General features: G+C 68.7%; 14 protein-coding genes. 12 read left to right on the forward strand and 2 right to left on the reverse strand.

What is annotated here, in order from left to right; translation table 11 throughout:
• From ACE3TU_RS01020 to ACE3TU_RS01045, 6 genes are all read left to right on the forward strand, one after another.
• Positions 1-315, forward strand: a complete 315-nt coding sequence (locus ACE3TU_RS01020; protein ID WP_374619050.1) for a MocE family 2Fe-2S type ferredoxin — start codon at positions 1-3, stop codon at positions 313-315.
• The gene (locus tag ACE3TU_RS01025) at positions 315-1,556 is read left to right on the forward strand and encodes an NAD(P)/FAD-dependent oxidoreductase (RefSeq protein WP_374619052.1); all 1,242 of its coding nucleotides are present in this window, start codon (positions 315-317) and stop codon (positions 1,554-1,556) included. Before ACE3TU_RS01020 ends, ACE3TU_RS01025 begins: the two co-directional genes overlap by 1 nt.
• Before the next feature lie 26 nt (positions 1,557-1,582).
• A complete protein-coding gene (locus ACE3TU_RS01030; RefSeq protein ID WP_374619054.1) occupies positions 1,583-2,452 on the forward strand; it encodes an amidohydrolase family protein in 870 nt (289 codons plus the stop codon).
• Positions 2,453-2,942: 490 nt separating this feature from the next.
• A complete protein-coding gene (locus ACE3TU_RS01035) occupies positions 2,943-4,100 on the forward strand; it encodes an ABC transporter substrate-binding protein (RefSeq protein WP_374619056.1) in 1,158 nt (385 codons plus the stop codon).
• The gene (locus ACE3TU_RS01040; RefSeq protein ID WP_374619058.1) at positions 4,100-4,951 is read left to right on the forward strand and encodes an IclR family transcriptional regulator; all 852 of its coding nucleotides are present in this window, start codon (positions 4,100-4,102) and stop codon (positions 4,949-4,951) included. Before ACE3TU_RS01035 ends, ACE3TU_RS01040 begins: the two co-directional genes overlap by 1 nt.
• Positions 4,948-6,708, forward strand: a complete 1,761-nt coding sequence (locus tag ACE3TU_RS01045) for a CoA-transferase (RefSeq protein WP_374619061.1) — start codon at positions 4,948-4,950, stop codon at positions 6,706-6,708. The genes ACE3TU_RS01040 and ACE3TU_RS01045 overlap by 4 nt, the downstream gene beginning before the upstream one ends.
• A 67-nt stretch (positions 6,709-6,775) precedes the next feature.
• On the opposite strand, the gene ACE3TU_RS01050 is transcribed toward ACE3TU_RS01045, so the two are convergent.
• Together ACE3TU_RS01050 and ACE3TU_RS01055 are read right to left on the reverse strand one after the other, a co-directional pair.
• Positions 6,776-8,005: an enolase C-terminal domain-like protein gene (locus tag ACE3TU_RS01050; RefSeq protein WP_374619064.1), complete on the reverse strand. Its 1,230-nt coding sequence runs from the start codon at positions 8,003-8,005 to the stop codon at positions 6,776-6,778.
• A 20-nt stretch (positions 8,006-8,025) separates the two neighbouring features.
• The gene (locus ACE3TU_RS01055; protein WP_374619067.1) at positions 8,026-8,712 is read right to left on the reverse strand and encodes a GntR family transcriptional regulator; all 687 of its coding nucleotides are present in this window, start codon (positions 8,710-8,712) and stop codon (positions 8,026-8,028) included.
• 164 nt (positions 8,713-8,876) lie between these two features.
• On the opposite strand from ACE3TU_RS01055, the gene ACE3TU_RS01060 reads away from it, so the two are divergent.
• The 6 genes from ACE3TU_RS01060 to ACE3TU_RS01085 all read left to right on the forward strand — a co-directional run bounded on the left by ACE3TU_RS01060 (position 8,877) and on the right by ACE3TU_RS01085 (position 15,477).
• A complete protein-coding gene (locus ACE3TU_RS01060) occupies positions 8,877-9,905 on the forward strand; it encodes a sugar ABC transporter substrate-binding protein (protein WP_374619069.1) in 1,029 nt (342 codons plus the stop codon).
• 72 nt (positions 9,906-9,977) lie between these two features.
• Positions 9,978-10,958, forward strand: a complete 981-nt coding sequence (locus tag ACE3TU_RS01065; protein WP_374619071.1) for an ABC transporter permease — start codon at positions 9,978-9,980, stop codon at positions 10,956-10,958.
• Positions 10,948-12,468 carry a sugar ABC transporter ATP-binding protein gene (locus ACE3TU_RS01070; protein ID WP_374619073.1) on the forward strand — a complete coding sequence of 507 codons (1,521 nt, stop codon included), beginning with the start codon at positions 10,948-10,950 and terminating at the stop codon, positions 12,466-12,468. Before ACE3TU_RS01065 ends, ACE3TU_RS01070 begins: the two co-directional genes overlap by 11 nt.
• Positions 12,452-13,450, forward strand: a complete 999-nt coding sequence (locus ACE3TU_RS01075; RefSeq protein ID WP_374619076.1) for an ABC transporter permease — start codon at positions 12,452-12,454, stop codon at positions 13,448-13,450. Before ACE3TU_RS01070 ends, ACE3TU_RS01075 begins: the two co-directional genes overlap by 17 nt.
• 11 nt (positions 13,451-13,461) lie before the next feature.
• Complete coding sequence (locus ACE3TU_RS01080) at positions 13,462-14,247, forward strand: SDR family NAD(P)-dependent oxidoreductase (RefSeq protein WP_374619079.1); 786 nt, start codon at positions 13,462-13,464, stop codon at positions 14,245-14,247.
• Between the two features lie 24 nt (positions 14,248-14,271).
• A complete protein-coding gene (locus ACE3TU_RS01085) occupies positions 14,272-15,477 on the forward strand; it encodes a CaiB/BaiF CoA transferase family protein (protein WP_374619081.1) in 1,206 nt (401 codons plus the stop codon).

A 15,477-nucleotide genomic window follows, 5' to 3' on the forward strand; every position in this document is an offset into this window, starting at 1 on the left:
ATGGCCAACTGGACGAGGGCGTGCGGCGTCGAGGATATCGAGCGCGAGGATGTCGGCCGCTTCGACCAGGGCGGGCGGACCTACGCCATCTACCGGGCGCCGGACGGGCAGTTCTACGCCACCGACGGCATCTGCACGCACGAGCATGCGATGCTCTGCGACGGGCTGGTGATGGACCACATCATCGAATGCCCCAAGCACATGGGCCGCTTCGACTATCGCAGCGGGGCCGCCAAGGGCGCCCCGGTGTGCGTGGCGCTCAGGACCTATCCGGTCAGGGTCGAGGGCGACGACGTGCTGATCGACCTCGGCTGATGGCGGGTGGCGCGGTCATCGTCGGGGCGGGCGAGGCCGGGGTCGGCGCGGCGTTCGCGCTGCGGGCCGCGGGCTTTGCCGGGCCGGTGACGCTGATCGGTGGCGAGGCCGAGCTGCCCTACGAGCGGCCGCCGCTGTCCAAGGACGTGCTGGGCGGCGGGGCGCTGAAGCCGATCCGGGCCGAGGCCGACTATGTGGCGGCGGGGATCACGCTGCGGCGCGGCCGGACGGTGCAGCGGCTGAGGCGCGAGGCCCGCGAGATCGAGTTCGACGACGGCGACGGGCTCGGCTACGACCGGCTGCTGCTGGCGACCGGGGCGGCGCCGCGGCGGCTGCAGGTGCCGGGGGCGGAAGCGGGGCCGGTGCACACCCTGCGCGACGCCGCGGATGCGTTCGCCCTCCGCGCGGCGATGGCACCGGGCTTGCGGGTGGCGATCGTCGGCGGCGGGCTGATCGGGCTCGAGGTGGCGGCGGCGGCACGGGGCAGGGGCGCGGCGGTGACGGTGCTCGAGGCCGAGCCGAGGCTGCTCGGCCGGGGCGTGCCGGAGGACCTGGCGGAAATCCTCGCCGTGGCGCACCGCAGCAACGGCGTGCGGCTCTGCATCAACCGGAACCTCGCGGCGATCACCTGGCGGGACGGGGTGGCGGAGCTCATCTGCACCGACGGCACGGGCGCGGTGGCCGACCTGGTGGTGGTGGCGATCGGCGTGGCGCCGCGCACCGAACTGGCGGCCGAGGCCGGGCTCGCCATCGACAACGGCATTGCGGTCGACGCGGAGCTGCGAACGGGCGACGCGGCGATCCTCGCGGCGGGCGACTGCTGCTCGTTCCCGCATCCGCTGTTCGGCGGGCGGCGGCTGCGGCCCGAGAGCTGGCAGAACGCGCAGGAACTGGGGCAACTGGCGGCGCTGAACCTTGCCGGTGCGGGGCAGGCGGTATCGCACGTGCCGTGGATGTGGAGCGACCAGTATGCGCTCGGCCTGCAGATCGCCGGCCTGCCGGCGGCCGGCGCGGCGACGGTGGCGCGGCGCGACGGCGACCGGCTGACGCTGTTCCATCTCGGCGCCGACGGCCGGTTGCTCGGGGCGAGCGGTCTCGGACCGGGCACTGCCGTGGCGCGCGACATCGGGATCGCCAGGCGACTGATCGCCCGTCGCGCCGTACCGGACCCCGCCTATCTCGCCGACCCCGCCGCATCGCTCAAGGCGCTGCTGTCGCCCGTGCCGGCCGCCGCCGGATGACGCCCTTTCGACCCGAGGACACTAAGATGACCGCCCGTGCCTACTGCGATTGCCACGTCAACATCTTCAACGACGAGCATGTGCTGCCGCTCTACCTGACGCACCAGGCCCGGGTACGGCCCGGCGCGATGGCGCCGAAGGCGGATGCGGAGACGCTCTTGATGGAAATGGAGAAGGTCGAGAAGGCGATCGTCTTCGCCCTGAGCTATGCCGATTCCGCCGGGATCGACAGCCCGGACTCGCTGACGGCGGAGGCGGTGGCGAAGTACCCCGACAAGTTCGTCGGCTTCACCTATGTCGACCCGCGGCGGCCCGACTGCATGGACCGGCTGGTGCATGCGGTGGAGGACCTCAAGCTCAAGGGCGCCAAGTTCGGGCCGATCTACAATGGCGTGGCGCTCTCCGACCCGCGGCTGGTGCCGGTCTACGAATATCTCCAGAGGCATAACCTGCCGCTCACCATGCATATGGGGACGACCTATGCACGCAACGCCCCGATCGACATGGGCCGGGCCATCCATGTCGAGCCGATCGCGCTGAAGTATCCGGACCTCAGCATGGTGCTCGCCCATATGGGGCACCCCTGGTACGACGACGCCATCGTCGTGGCGCGCAAGCAGCCCAACGTGTTCCTCGAGGTGTCGGCGCTGTTCTACCGGCCCTGGCAATACTACAACATGCTGATCTCGGCGCAGGAATACAAAGTCACCGACAAGATCTACTTCGGCTCGGACTTCCCGGCGGCACGGGTGGAGGAGTCGGTGGATGGGCTGCTCGGCATCAACGACCAGCTCGAGGGCACCAGGCTGCCGCGGGTGAGCGAGGAGACGATGCAGCAGATCCTGTGGTCGAACCCGTTCAAGGACTGGTGGCGCGGCGACAACCCGCTGGGGTGAGCGGGGGCACGGAGGTCTCCCTCCCCCGAGGTCGGGGTGGGGTGGTGCTGCCGGTACCGTGGGCTCGGTGTGATCCCGGCGAAGGCCGGGACCCAGCGCTTTTGCAGCGCAGCGTGATCGGGGTCCATCTCAGGATGGGCCCCGGCCTGCGCCGGGGTGACAGCGGTGGGGTGGCACGATGGTGCGGGAGCGCCCCTCCACCGCCAACGGCGGAGGCGGTCTCCCTCCCCCGAGGTCGGGGTGGTGCTGCCGGTGCCGCCGGCTCGGTGTCATCCCGGCGCAGGCCGGGACCCGGCGCTTTTGCTGCGCAGCGTGATCGGGGTCCATCTCAGGATGGGCCCCGGCCTGCGCCGGGGCGACAGCGGTGGGTGACATGGTGCGGGAGCGCCCCCCCTCAACGCTTCTCAGTTTTCTTCTGCAAAAAGCATTTGCGCTTGCAAAAACGATGGGGCAGGATGGGGACAACAAGAAGACGGGGAGGATAGTGTCCGTGATCACGGGGATTGCGTGGGACCATCGGCGGTGCTGGGGTCCGCTCGAGGCGAGCGTTGCGCCCTACAAGCAGGAGCGCGGCATCGACGTGCGCTGGGACCGGCGCAGCCTCTACAGCTTCGGCGAAGGCGACCTGGGAGACTTCGCGGCGCGCTATGACCTGGTGATCTACGACCATCCCTTCGTCGGCGATGCGGCGAGCAAGGGCTGGCTGCTCGACCTGGCGCCATTCCTCAGCGAGGCGGACAAGGCGGCGTTCGCGGCCGACGAGGTGGGCGCCTCCTGGCGTTCCTACGCCTACAGAGGCGGCATCTGGGCCCTGCCGATCGATACCGCGTCGCAGACCTCGGCGCGGCGACCGGATCTGATGGACAGGCATGGCTGGACGCTGCCGACGACGCTGGCCGAGGTCATCGACCTTGCCGGCAAGGCGCGCGCCAAGGGTCTGTGGGTCGGCTGGCCGGCAGTGCCGACCGACCTGATGTGCACGCTGGTGTCGCTGTCGGCGAGCCTCGGGCGCAATCCGGGACACGAGGCGGGGCCGTTTCTTGCGCCTGCCGATGCCCCGGAGGTGGTGGGGCTGCTCAAGGCGCTGGCCGAGGCGGTGCACCCCAAGTCGAAGGAGTGGAACCCGATCCGCTGCCTCGATCACATGTCGACGGCCGATGACGTCGTCTATGCGCCGTACCTGTTCAACTACGTCAACTACTCGACGCCCGGCGCCGGCAAGCCCGTCGCCTTCGGCGCGGTGCCAAGGCTGAAGGTCGGCCTGCCGGCGCGGACGATCCTCGGCGGCGCGGGCATCGGCGTCAGCGCCAGCTCCAGCGACCCCGAGGCGGCCTTCGCCTATGCGATGTACCTGAGCAGCCCGGCCTACCAGGCCAGCCAGTACGTCATCCATGGCGGGCAGCCCGGCAGCCGGACGGCCTGGACGTCGGCCGAGTGCAACCGGCTGACCGGGCAGTTCTTCCGGGATTGCCTGCCGGTGCTGGATGCCGCCTATCTGAGGCCGACGCATCCGGGGTTCGTGCCGTTCTTCCACGATGCGACGCTGAAGCTGGCGGCGGTGGTGTACGAGGACGCGCCGCTCGGCGCCTTCGTCGACTGGCTGAACGCCCGCTACGACACGATCCGCGGCCCGGAGGCGACGCCATAATGGCGGCGACCGTCCCCAGCGACGAGGACGAGGCCCCCGCCGAGGCCGGCGGCAAACGCAGCTATTCGGTGCCGGCCGCCGAAAAGGCGCTCGATGTCATCGAACTGATGGCGAGCGAGCCCGACGGGCTCACGCTCACCGAGATCGCGGCGCGGCTCGGGCGCAGCGTGCATGAACTCTACCGCGTCATCCAGACGCTCGAGGCGCGCGGCTACCTCTACCGGCGCGACAACTCGGATCGCTACCGGTTTTCGCTGAAGCTGTTCGAACTGGCGCACCAGATGCCATCGGTTCGGCAGCTGAGCGATTCCGCCCTGCCGGTGATGCAGGCGCTGGCGCCGCGGGTGCAGCAATCGTGCCACCTGGCGGTGCTGAGCGGGCACGAGGCGCTGATCGTGCTGCAGGTCGATTCGCCGCTGCCGATGCGCTACTCGGTGATGCTGGGCGCCAAGTTCGATTTCGCCGAGACCAGTTCCGGCGTCGTCATCTACGCTCACTCGCCCCCCCATGTGCGCGAGCAGCTCGATGCCTGGCTGAGCGCCGATGGCCGCAGCGCCGCCGAACGCGAGCAGGTGGCGCGACGCGCCGAGGCGATCCTCGCCTCCGGGATCGAGGTGCAGCAATCGCTGGCGGTGAGCGGCGTCACCAATGTCTCGGTGCCGGTGTTCGACTATCTCGGCCACGTCGTTGCCGCGCTGACGGTGCCCTTCGTGCCGCAGCGCGCCGCCAAGGTGCCGCTCGAGACGGTGCGCGGACTGGCGCTCGAGGCCAGCCGGCAGATTTCACGCAATCTGGGTGCCGGGGCGCGCAGGCCCGACGCCGAAGCGGGCAAGCGCGGAGACCGCCGATGAGTGCCAAGCTGAAATCCAACCGGCCGGCGATCGAGAGCCTCGCGCAGCTGGCGGCGCGAGTCGCCTCGAACAGCCGCATCTCGGTGGGCGGACATCACTTCGCGCGCCTGCCGATCGCGCTGCTGCGCGAGGTGGCGGCGCGCGGCACCAGAGGGCTCCACTATTTCGCCTGGGCGGGCGGCCTGCCGCTCGAACTGCTGCTCGAGGCCGGGGCGGTCGAGAGCATCGACATCTGCTTTTCGAGCCTCGACATCTTCGGGCTGGCGCCCCGCTTCCGCGAAGCGGCCGAGACCGGCCGGGTGCCGATCCGCGACTGGCCGGCGCTGGCGATGATCCAGGGGCTGAGGGCCAGCCAGCAGAACCTGCCGTTCATGCCGGTGCAGCTGCCCGAGGGTTCGACGATGGTCGAGCGCTGCCCGGCGGTGCGCTTCCATCGCGACGCCCGGACCGGCGACGTGATCGGGCTGGTCGACGCGCAGGATATCGACACCGTGCTGCTGCACGCGGCCCGCGCGGACCAGCACGGCAATGTCGAGATCATCGGGGCGAAGGCGCTCGACCTCGCGATCGTCGGGGCGGCGCGGCAGGTGCTGGTGACGGTCGAGGAGATCGTGCCGGCCGGCCATCTGCAGCGGAACGGGCGACAGACGATCGTCACGCGCAATCTCGTCACGGCGATCGCGGAGGTGCCCGGCGGCGCCTATCCCACCTCGTGCCTGCCGTTCTACGTCACCGACTATCGCCAGATCCGCGAGGTGCTGGAGGGGCGGCAGGGCGACCTGATGGCGGCGCTGAAGCGGCCGGTCGGCTCGCCCCCGGCGCAATTGCGGGCGGCGGCCGAAATCCGGCCGGAGCAGGTGGTGGCGGCGCCCTTCCGGTCTCCCGCCGCGCCCGGGCCGGCGAGCGTCGACGAGATCATGGCGATCCGCATCGCGGGGATGCTCGACAACGAGAGCTTCGCCAGCGCCGGGGCCGTATCGCCGCTCGCCAATGTCGCCTATCGCCTCGCCAAGGCGACGCACGCCCCGCAGGCGCTGATCGCGACGTTTTCCTGCGGGCACGTCGACATCGCGCCGGGGGTGATGACGCTCAGCCTGATCGAGGTGATGGATGCCGGCAGCGCCGTGGCACAGTGCGGCGGCGACGATACCTACTCGACCTATTATCAAGCCGGCCTCGTGACGCACGAAATCATCGGCGCGGCGCAGGTGGGGCCGCGCGGCGAGACGAACAATCTCGAGCTGACCAAGCCGAGCGGCGGCAAGCTCAGGCTGCCGGGACAGGGCGGCATGTCGGACGTCGCCAACATGCACAAGAACTATGTCGTCTATGTCACCCGGCACAGCCCGAGCACACTGGTGAAGGCGGTGGAAACGGTCAGTTCCGCCCGTGGCATCAGTTCGCGGGCGGAGCGGGAACGGGCAGGGTACCAGCCGGGCGACACCTGGCTGGTCACCAACCTGGCGCTGTTCCGCTACGACGAGGCGGCGGGACAGCTGGTGGTGGTCGAGACCATGCCCGGGGTCGCCCGCGAGACGATCATCGCCGAGACCGGGTTCAAGGTGGTGTTCGACAAGACATGCCGCGAGGTGGCGGCGCCGGACGCGCGGACGCTGCGCGTGCTGCGCGAGGAGGTCGACCCGCTCGGCCTGCGGCGGCTCGAGTTCGTCGGCGCCAAGGAACGCGGGGCGCTGCTCGACGACATCCTCGGCCGCGACGCCGAGGGCACACGCCGAATCATCGAGGGCGTGCACTGAGCGACAAAGCCCTGTTCGCGACGATGCCGGGTGGCCGGCAGCAGTACGTGCCGCCGGTGCGCAGGACCTACAGATAGACCTTGCCCGGGTCGGCCCAGCGCTGTTCGGGCAGGATGCCGTACCAGTCGGGACGGGTGGGGTCGCGGTCATAGGTGTAGCCGCCGACCTCGCGGTAATATTCCGCGTAGCGAAGGAGCTTGTCGCGGTCGAGCTCGACGCCGAGGCCGGGGCCCTTCGGCACCGCGATCTCGCCGTTCTCATAGTGGAACGGGCCGCCGACGATGATGTCGTCGACGAGGTGGTGGTAGTGCGCGTCGGCGGCAAAGCCGAGATTGGGCAGCGCGGCGCCGAGGTGCAGCATGGAGGCGAGCTGGATGCCCAGCTCGCCCGAGGAGTGGACCGAGGCGCCGTACTGGAAGGTCTCCAGCACCTGGCCGGCCTTGTGGGCCTGGCGCAGCCCGCCCCAGAAGGTGGTGTCGAGCAGCACCACGTCGATGGCGTCGAGCCGGATATTGGTGGCCAGCTGCTCGAAATTGACCACCACGGTATTGGTGGCGGTGGGGATGCGGATGAACTGGCGCAGCCGGCGCATGCCCTCGAGGCCCCAGGTGGGGTCCTCGAAATACTCGTTATTGAGGCCCTCGATGGCCTGACCGACGCGGATCGCCTGCTCGACCGACCAGGCGGCGTTGGGATCGAGCCGGAGGCCGGCGGTGGGGAAGGCCGCGGCGAGGGCGCGCATCACCTCGATATCGTGGTCGGGGGGAAAGACGCCGCCCTTGAGCTTGTGGGTCCTGAAGCCGTGGCGGGCGACGAGATCGCGGGCGTGGGCGACGATCTCGTCGGCCGAGGTCTCGCCGCCGTGTCCGGTCTTTTGGTCGGGCAGGCGGTAGAAGATGTAGCTGGCGAACGGGACGCGTTCGCGGATGGCGCCGCCGAGCAGGTCGCAGGCGCGGATGCCGAGGCTCTTGCCGGCGGCGTCCATGCAGGCCATCTCGATGGCGGCGTGCACCTGCATGCGGTTGTTGTAGAGCGAGGCGGTGGGGTTCATGATCTTCCAGCGCAACTGCTCGAGCTGCAGCGGATCGTGGCCCTTGAGATAGGGGAGGAGGCCGCGCACCGCACCCTCGGCGGATTCGCCGCCGCCGCCCAGTTCGCCCAGCCCGACGACGCCGTTGTCGAGCACGACCTCGACGATGGTGCGGATGAAGCGGCCCCAGTGCGCGCCGATGGCGTGGCGCAAGGGCGCCTCGAGCGGCATGGCGACGGTGGTCGCGCGGATATCGACGATCTTCACGGCGGACTCCAGCAAGCGGATCAGAGGGTCGAGGGCGCGTCGCCGCCGGCCAGGCGGTCGAGCACGGGCAGCACGGCCCTGAGATGATGGGTCATGGCGGACGCGGCGGCGGCCTCGTCGCGCGCCACAAGGGCGGCAAGGATGTCGGAATGCTCGCCGGTGATCTTGTCGCCGCCGCGCGGCCAGTTGACCGAGACGTAGCGGAGCCGGTTGAGGTGGACCTTGAGATCCTCGAGTTCGTCGGCGACGGCCGAGAGGCCGGCGGCGGCGTAGATCATCCGGTGGAACTCCTCGTCGAGCTCAAACAGGCGCCGGTTGTCGCCGCGGGTGAAGGCGACCGTCTGGTCCTCGATCAGGTGCCGCAGGCCATCGAGCTGGCGTTCGGTGATGGTTCGGCAGGCGCGGCGCACCACCTCGACCTCGACGGCCTCGCGAATCAGCTGGGCGGCGCGGACCTTCTCGAGCCGGATGGGGGCGACGCGCGTGCCGGACTGGGGGTAGATGTCGACCAGCCCCAGATTGGCGAGGCGCAGCAGCGCCTCGCGTACCGGGGTGCGCGAGACCCCCAGCTGCTGGGCGATTTCCGCCTCCCGAATGGCCTCGAGCGGCTTCAGCACGCCGAGCACGATGTCGCCGCGCAACAGCTCATAGACGTTCTGAGCGGTCGAGCGCGGCTTCAGCGTCGGCGGTGGCGAGTTCTCAAACATTCGTAGCAGCCGCGCCTCGAGCGCTGGACAAGTGACGTTCACTAATATATTAGTAGCCACATCCGGTCAATGGCCGGTGGACGGCAATGGCTGCCGGATCGGGCGGAATGCGCCGCCGGCCGGGCAGGACCGAGCCGCAGGAGACCCGAATGGGGAGGATCACAGTGACGAAATTTCTAGCCAGCCTGCTCGCAACCTCGGCCGCGCTCGCGGTCATGACCGCTTCGGCAATCTCGGCCGAAACGCCCAAGAAGATCGGCTACGTGACGAACTACGCCACGCACGAGTGGTACCAGAACGTCATCAAGGGCATGCAGGACCGCGCCGGCCAGCTCGGCATCGAGTTCGAAGTGCGTGACGCCAATCTCGACGTCGCCCGCATGGTCTCGGCCGCCGAGGACTTCATGGCGCAGGGCGTGGACGTACTGATCATCACGCCGGTGAACGAGGAAGGCGCCGTGCCGCTCGTCCGTCGCGCCAAGGAAGACGGCGTGCCGCTCGTGCTCGAGGGCAATCCGGTTTCCGGCATGACCACCATGGTCGCCATCTGCGACTACGACACCGGCTACCATGCCGGCGTTGCGGCGGGCGAATATGCCCGCGACAAGCTCGGCGGCGTCGCCAAGGTGATGAATGTCGGCCTGCCGCTGCTCTCGGCGACGGTGCTGCGCTCCAATGGCTTCATGGATGGCCTCAAGACCATCCTGCCCGATGCCACGATGGTGCATGACCTCGACGGCGGCGGCAATCCGGACCGCTCGCTGGAAGTCTCGGCCGCCGCGCTCGCCCAGAACGGCGACATCAACATCATCTACGGCATCAACGACTCGTCCTCGCAGGGCGGCCTGCAGGCCTGGAAGGCAGCCGGCAAGTCGCAGGACGGCCTGCTGGTCGTCGGCACCGGCGGCGAAGGCCTGGGCTTCATCAACATGATGGCGACCGAGCCGAGCTACCAGATCGAAGCGGCGATGTTCCCCGAGAAGGTGGGCTTCACCTCGATCGACGCGGCCGTTAAGCTGTTCAACAACGAAGCCGTGCCGGCGCACATCGTGTCGCCTACCACTCCAATGGTCGGCACCGACAGCTGGAAGCAGTACTACTCGGTCGAAGGCACCACCCGCACGATCAACTGGGACACGGTCAATGCCGTGGTTCCGGCCGACAAGTGCATGAAGACGGCCGCCGACCTATAAGCTAGCCTCCCAAGGCTTGGCCGGGGTGCCTCTCCTGGGCATCCCGGCCTCTTTCGATTGTCCGGGCAGAAGATGAGCGAACCCACCCAAGCGGCCAGACCCGCGCCCGCCCTCGGCCGGCTCGCCGAGAACAGCCAGATCGTGCTGCTCGGCCTCCTGGTCCTGCTGTGCATCGGCATCTCGCTGGGCTCGCCGCAGTTCTATTCGGTCGAGAACATCATCGCGATCCTCAGGCAGTGTTCGCTGGTGCTGATCGTGGCGGCCGGCATGACCATGCTGCTTATCGCCGCCGAGGTCGACCTGTCGGTGGGCGCGTCGCTGGCCTTCTCCGGCGTCGTGGCGATGGATGTCACCAACAAGACGGGCAGCGTGGCGCTCGGGGTGCTCGCGGGCATCCTGTTCGGGGGCGCGGTGGGGCTGTTCAACGGCCTCGTCGTCACCCGCCTCAGGGTCAACTCGCTGATCGCCACGATCGCGACCATGATGATCCTGCAGGGCAGCGTGTTTCTCTATTCGCGCGAAGCGGTGCAGAACAAGCACCAGCAGGTCGCGTTCACCGAGATCTCGACCGGCTATGTCGGGCCGGTGCCGATCCCGGTGATCATCGCCGCGGTGGTGTTCGTCGCCGCGTTCATCGTGCTGCGCTACACCACGATCGGCCGCTACATCTACGCGGTGGGCGCCAACCAGAAGGCGGCCCGGCTCTCGGGCATCCGGCCCGAGCGGCTGAAGCTGCTGGTCTTCTTGGTCACCGGGCTGCTCACCGGACTGGCCGGGCTGATCCTCACCTCGCTGATGAATGCCGGCCAGCCCACGGCCGGGCGCGGCTTCGAGCTGACGGTGATCGCCGCGGTGATCCTGGGCGGCACCAGTCTCCTCGGCGGGCGCGGAACGCTGATCGGCACGCTGCTCGGGGTGCTGGTGCTGAAGGTGATCGACAACGGCATCATCATCCTGCGCTGGGACCAGAACCTGCAGATGGTGGTGCCCGGCGTCGTGATCATCGTCGCGACCTATCTCGACCTGATCCGGAGCCGCGCCAATGCCCGCTGACGCCGCCACCGCCGCCGTGGTGCGGCCCGCCGGTCCGGCCCTCGAGATGGCCGGGATCGGCAAGCGCTTCCCGGGCGTGCTGGCGCTCGAGAATGTCGACCTGACGCTCGAGCCGGGAAAGGTGCACGCCCTGATGGGCGAGAACGGCGCCGGCAAGTCGACGCTGATCAAGATTCTCGCCGGGGTCTACCAGCGGGACGCCGGCACGGTGCGCATCGGCGGGGCGGAGGCGGACCTCCGCTCGCCGCGCGACGCCCTGCGCGCCGGCATCAAGGTGGTGTTCCAGGAGATCGCGCTGATCTCGGAATTCACCGTCGCCGAGAACATCTTTCTCGAGGAATACCCGGTCAACGGGCTGGGGTCGATCCGCTGGTCGACCATCCGCAAGGAGGCGGCGGCGCTGTTCGCGCGGCTCGGCTTCGACGTCGATCCGGCCGCCAAGGTCGGCAACCTGCCGGTCAGCCAGCAGCAGATGGTGGAGATCGCGCGGGCGCTGGCGCACGAGGCCCGCATCGTGGTGATGGACGAGCCGACCTCCTCGCTGACGCCCAACGAGGTGGCGCTGCTGTTCACCGTCATCCGCCGGCTGACCTCGCTCGGCATCGCGGTGCTCTACGTGACGCACAAGCTCGATGAGGTGTTCGAGATCGCCGACACCGTGACGGTGCTGCGCGACGGACGGCACATCTCGACGCGGCCGATCGGCGCGCATACCCATGACAGCCTGATCCAGGACATGATCGGGCGCAAGATCGACAACCTGTTCCCGCGCGAACGGGGCGGGGCGCGGGGCGACGTGGTGGTGAAGGTCGAGGGGCTCTCGACCGACAAGCTCAGGGACGTGAGCTTCGAGGCCAAGGCCGGCGAGGTGCTGGGCTTTTTCGGCCTGATGGGGGCCGGTCGCACCGAACTCGCCAAGGCAATCGTCGGCTTCGATCCGATCCGCACCGGGCGGATCAGCATCGGCGGAACGCCGCTCGTGCCGCACGACACGCGGACCGGAGTCGGGCTCGGCATCGGGCTGCTGACCGAGGACCGCAAGACCGAGGGGCTGATGCTGGAACTGCCGGTACTGCAGAACACCAGCCTCGCCGCGCTCGAGGACTTCGCGAAGGCCGGTTTCGTCGACGAGGGGCGGGAGCGCAGTGCGGTGCAGCAGTTCGTCGACCGCTTCCGGGTGCGGACGCCGTCGCTCAACCAGCAGATCAAGAACCTGTCGGGCGGCAACCAGCAGAAGGTGCTGCTGGCGCGCTGGCTGATGCGGGGCCTCAAGGTGATCGTCGTCGATGAACCGACCCGCGGCATCGACGTGGGAGCCAAGTCCGAGATCTTCGCGCTGATCGACCGCCTGGCAGGCGAGGGCCTGGCGGTGATCATGATGACCTCGGAAATGCCGGAACTGCTCGGGCTCAGCGACCGCATCGCGGTGATGGCCGAAGGTCGGATCACGGCGGTGATGGACCGCGAAGGGGCAACGCAGGAGGCCATTCTCAATGCCGCAATCGCCTAGCCTTTCGGCCGCCGCGGGGCCGAAACGCCCCGCCGAGCTGGTGCGGGCGCTGTTCCGGCGCAACGAGACGGTGCTGCTCGCCTGCCTCGTTTTGCTGATCGTGTTCTTCTCGTTCGCCTCGGGGACGTTCCTCACCACGCGCAACATCACCAATGTGCTGGGGCAGGCGTCGCTCGCCATGATCGCCGGCATCGGCATCGGCGTCGTGGTGCTGGCCGGCGAGATCGACGTGTCGATCGGCTCGCTGGTGGGCGCCGTGGGCCTGCCGCTGGTGGTGGTGATGAACCAGACCGGTTCGCTCGAACTGGGCATCGCCTCGGCGCTGCTGCTGGCGCTCGGCGTCGGCATCGTCAACGGCTACCTGGCGGCCTACCTGGGCATCAACTCGCTGATCGTGACGCTCGGCACGATGTTCGTCATCCGCGGCGGCATCTACCTCTATACCGGGCAGAAGGCGATCTCGGACGACCTGCAGCTCGAGACCTTCTACCAGATGGGCAATGGCCGGCTGCTCGGCACCGTGCCCTATCCGGCACTGGTGGCGCTGGTGCTGCTGGTAGCCTTCGTCTACCTGATGCGGCATCGCCCGTTCGGCCGGCAGATCTACGCGGTGGGCGGCAACCCGGAGGTGGCCCGGCTCGCCGGCTACAACGTCAAGCGGCTGAAGTTCGCCGCCTTCGTAATCTGCTCGCTGCTCGCCGGCATCTCCGGCATCCTGCTCTCGTCGCGGCTCGGCTCGGCGGTACACGTCGCCGGGCTCGGCTTCGAGTTCCAGGTGGTGGCCGCCGTGGTGCTGGGCGGGGTCAGCCTCGCCGGCGGGGTGGGGAGCCTCCTGGGCGTGGCGCTCGGGGTGCTGATCCTCGCCTTTCTCTCCAACGGGCTGGGCATGCTCAACATCGCCACCGAGTGGCAGCTGGTGATCACCGGCCTCATCATCATCGCGGCAGTGGCCTTCGACGAACTGAAGCGCCGCCGGCAGTAGGGAGGAAGACCATGGGACGTCTCGAAGGCAAGGTCGCGGTGGTGACCGGCGGTGCCGACGGCATCGGACATGCGATCAGCCAGGCAATGGCGCGCGAGGGTGCGACGGTGTTCCTCTCCGACATCGACGACGCCAAGGGCCGCGCCGCGGCGGAGGCGATCGTCAAGGCGGGCGGCAGGGCCGAGTACGTGCATTGCGACGTGGGTTCGGACGCCGACATCAAGGCGCTGATCGAGGGGGCGGTGAACAAGACCGGGCGGATCGACGTGCTGGTCAACAACGCGGCGATCGCCATTGGCGGCATGCCGGTCTACGAAATGACCGACGAGCAGTGGCACAAGCTGATCAACATCAACCTGACCAGCGTGTTCCGCGGCTGCAAGCATGCGCTGAGGCAGATGATCGCACAGAAATCGGGTTCGATCATCAACATGGCATCGGCGCAGGGCCATATCGGGCTCGACGGCTGGACGGCCTATGCCGGCGCCAAGGGTGCGGTGATGTCGATGAGCCGGCAGATGGCGGTGGAATTCGGGCCGCACAATGTGCGCATCAACTCGATCTCGCCGGGCACCATCAACACGCCGATGAATGAGCAGGTGATCCGCGAACTCGGCGACCATGTGGCGCGGGCCTGGGTGAAGATGCATCCGATCGGGCGCATCGGGTTTCCCGAGGAGGTGGCGGAGGCCGCCGTCTACCTTGCGAGCGACGCGGCAGGCTTCACCACCGGCATCGACCTCAAGGTCGACGGCGGACTGACCGCGGCCCCGCGTTTCGTGCCCGACCTCGTCTAGAGTCATAACCAGGTATCGATTGCCATGAACAAGGCCCTCGAAGGCGTCACCATCCTCGATTTCAGCCACCTGCTGCAGGGGCCGTTCGCGACGCAGCTGCTCGCCGACATGGGCGCCAATGTCATCAAGGTCGAGCGGGCGGGCGGCGGCGACATGTTCCGCACCATGACCTTCTTCGCCAAGTGGGTGGGCGGGTCGGAAAGCCCGAACTTTCTCGCCTGGAACCGCAACAAGCGCTCGATTGCCCTCAACCTGAAGAGCCGGCGGGTGCACGAGATCATCATGGAGATGGCGAAATCGGCCGACGTGGTGGTGCAGAACTTCCGGCCCGGCGTCCTCGCCAAGCTCGGCTACGGCTATGACGACTTCAGGGCGGTGAACCCGCGCATCATCTACTGCTCCGGCTCGGGGTACGGCGAGGCCGGGCCCTATGTCGACCGGCCGGGCCAGGACATGCTGATCCAGGGACTCGCCGGGCTCTCGGCCAATACCGGGCGCGGCGACGGGCCGCCGATCCCGGCGGGGGCGGGGCTCGCCGACCAGATCGGCGCGATGAACATGGTCTACGGCATCCTGTCGGCGCTCTACTATCGGGAAAAGACCGGCAAGGGGCAGAAGATCGAGGTGAACCTGCTGGCCGGCCTGATCGCGCATCTGGGGCAGGAGTTCGTCGGCGTGCTCAATCTCGGCCGGGATTTCGTGCGGCCCAATTCGGGCATCGGCCACCCCGGCATGCAGGCGCCGTTCGGGGTCTACGAAACGCGCGACGGCGGCCATGTGTCGATCGCGATGAGCCCGTTCAAGACGCTCTACGATACGCTGGGGGCGCCGCAGCTCGCCGTCTACGACGATCTCGAGACGCTGTTCAGGAAGCGCGACGAGGTCTGGGAGAAGGTGAACGCGGAGACGCGTCGCTTCGACAAGGACGAGCTGCTGGAGAAGCTCCTGGCCGCCGATATCTGGTGCGCCGGGGTCAACGACATCCGGCAGGCCTCGGAAGACCCGCAGGTCAGGTTCATGGGTATGATAACATCCTATGAACATCCGCGCGCCGGGACGGTGCGGGTGGCGGCGCCGGCCATCCGGATGAGCGAGACGCCACCCACGATCGAGCGGCCGGCCCCGCTGGTCGGCCAGCACGGACGCGAGATCCTCGCCGAGTTCGGGCTTTCGGCCGAGGAGATCGCGGCGCTCGAGGCGGCCGGCGACATGACGGTGGCAGAGGCGTGA

This window comes from Devosia sp. (genome assembly GCF_041917035.1).
In the GTDB taxonomy this organism is placed as follows: Bacteria; Pseudomonadota; Alphaproteobacteria; order Rhizobiales; family Devosiaceae; genus Devosia_A.

Coding starts and splice junctions, on each gene's coding strand:
- ACE3TU_RS01085 (WP_374619081.1), top strand. CDS start 14,272: ATGAACAAGGCCCTCGAAGGCGTCACCATCCTCGATTTCAGCCACCTG.
- ACE3TU_RS01070 (WP_374619073.1), top strand. CDS start 10,948: ATGCCCGCTGACGCCGCCACCGCCGCCGTGGTGCGGCCCGCCGGTCCG.
- ACE3TU_RS01045 (WP_374619061.1), top strand. CDS start 4,948: ATGAGTGCCAAGCTGAAATCCAACCGGCCGGCGATCGAGAGCCTCGCG.
- ACE3TU_RS01040 (WP_374619058.1), top strand. CDS start 4,100: ATGGCGGCGACCGTCCCCAGCGACGAGGACGAGGCCCCCGCCGAGGCC.
- ACE3TU_RS01075 (WP_374619076.1), top strand. CDS start 12,452: ATGCCGCAATCGCCTAGCCTTTCGGCCGCCGCGGGGCCGAAACGCCCC.
- ACE3TU_RS01065 (WP_374619071.1), top strand. CDS start 9,978: ATGAGCGAACCCACCCAAGCGGCCAGACCCGCGCCCGCCCTCGGCCGG.
- ACE3TU_RS01030 (WP_374619054.1), top strand. CDS start 1,583: ATGACCGCCCGTGCCTACTGCGATTGCCACGTCAACATCTTCAACGAC.
- ACE3TU_RS01025 (WP_374619052.1), top strand. CDS start 315: ATGGCGGGTGGCGCGGTCATCGTCGGGGCGGGCGAGGCCGGGGTCGGC.
- ACE3TU_RS01080 (WP_374619079.1), top strand. CDS start 13,462: ATGGGACGTCTCGAAGGCAAGGTCGCGGTGGTGACCGGCGGTGCCGAC.
- ACE3TU_RS01055 (WP_374619067.1), bottom strand. CDS start 8,712: ATGTTTGAGAACTCGCCACCGCCGACGCTGAAGCCGCGCTCGACCGCT.
- ACE3TU_RS01020 (WP_374619050.1), top strand. CDS start 1: ATGGCCAACTGGACGAGGGCGTGCGGCGTCGAGGATATCGAGCGCGAG.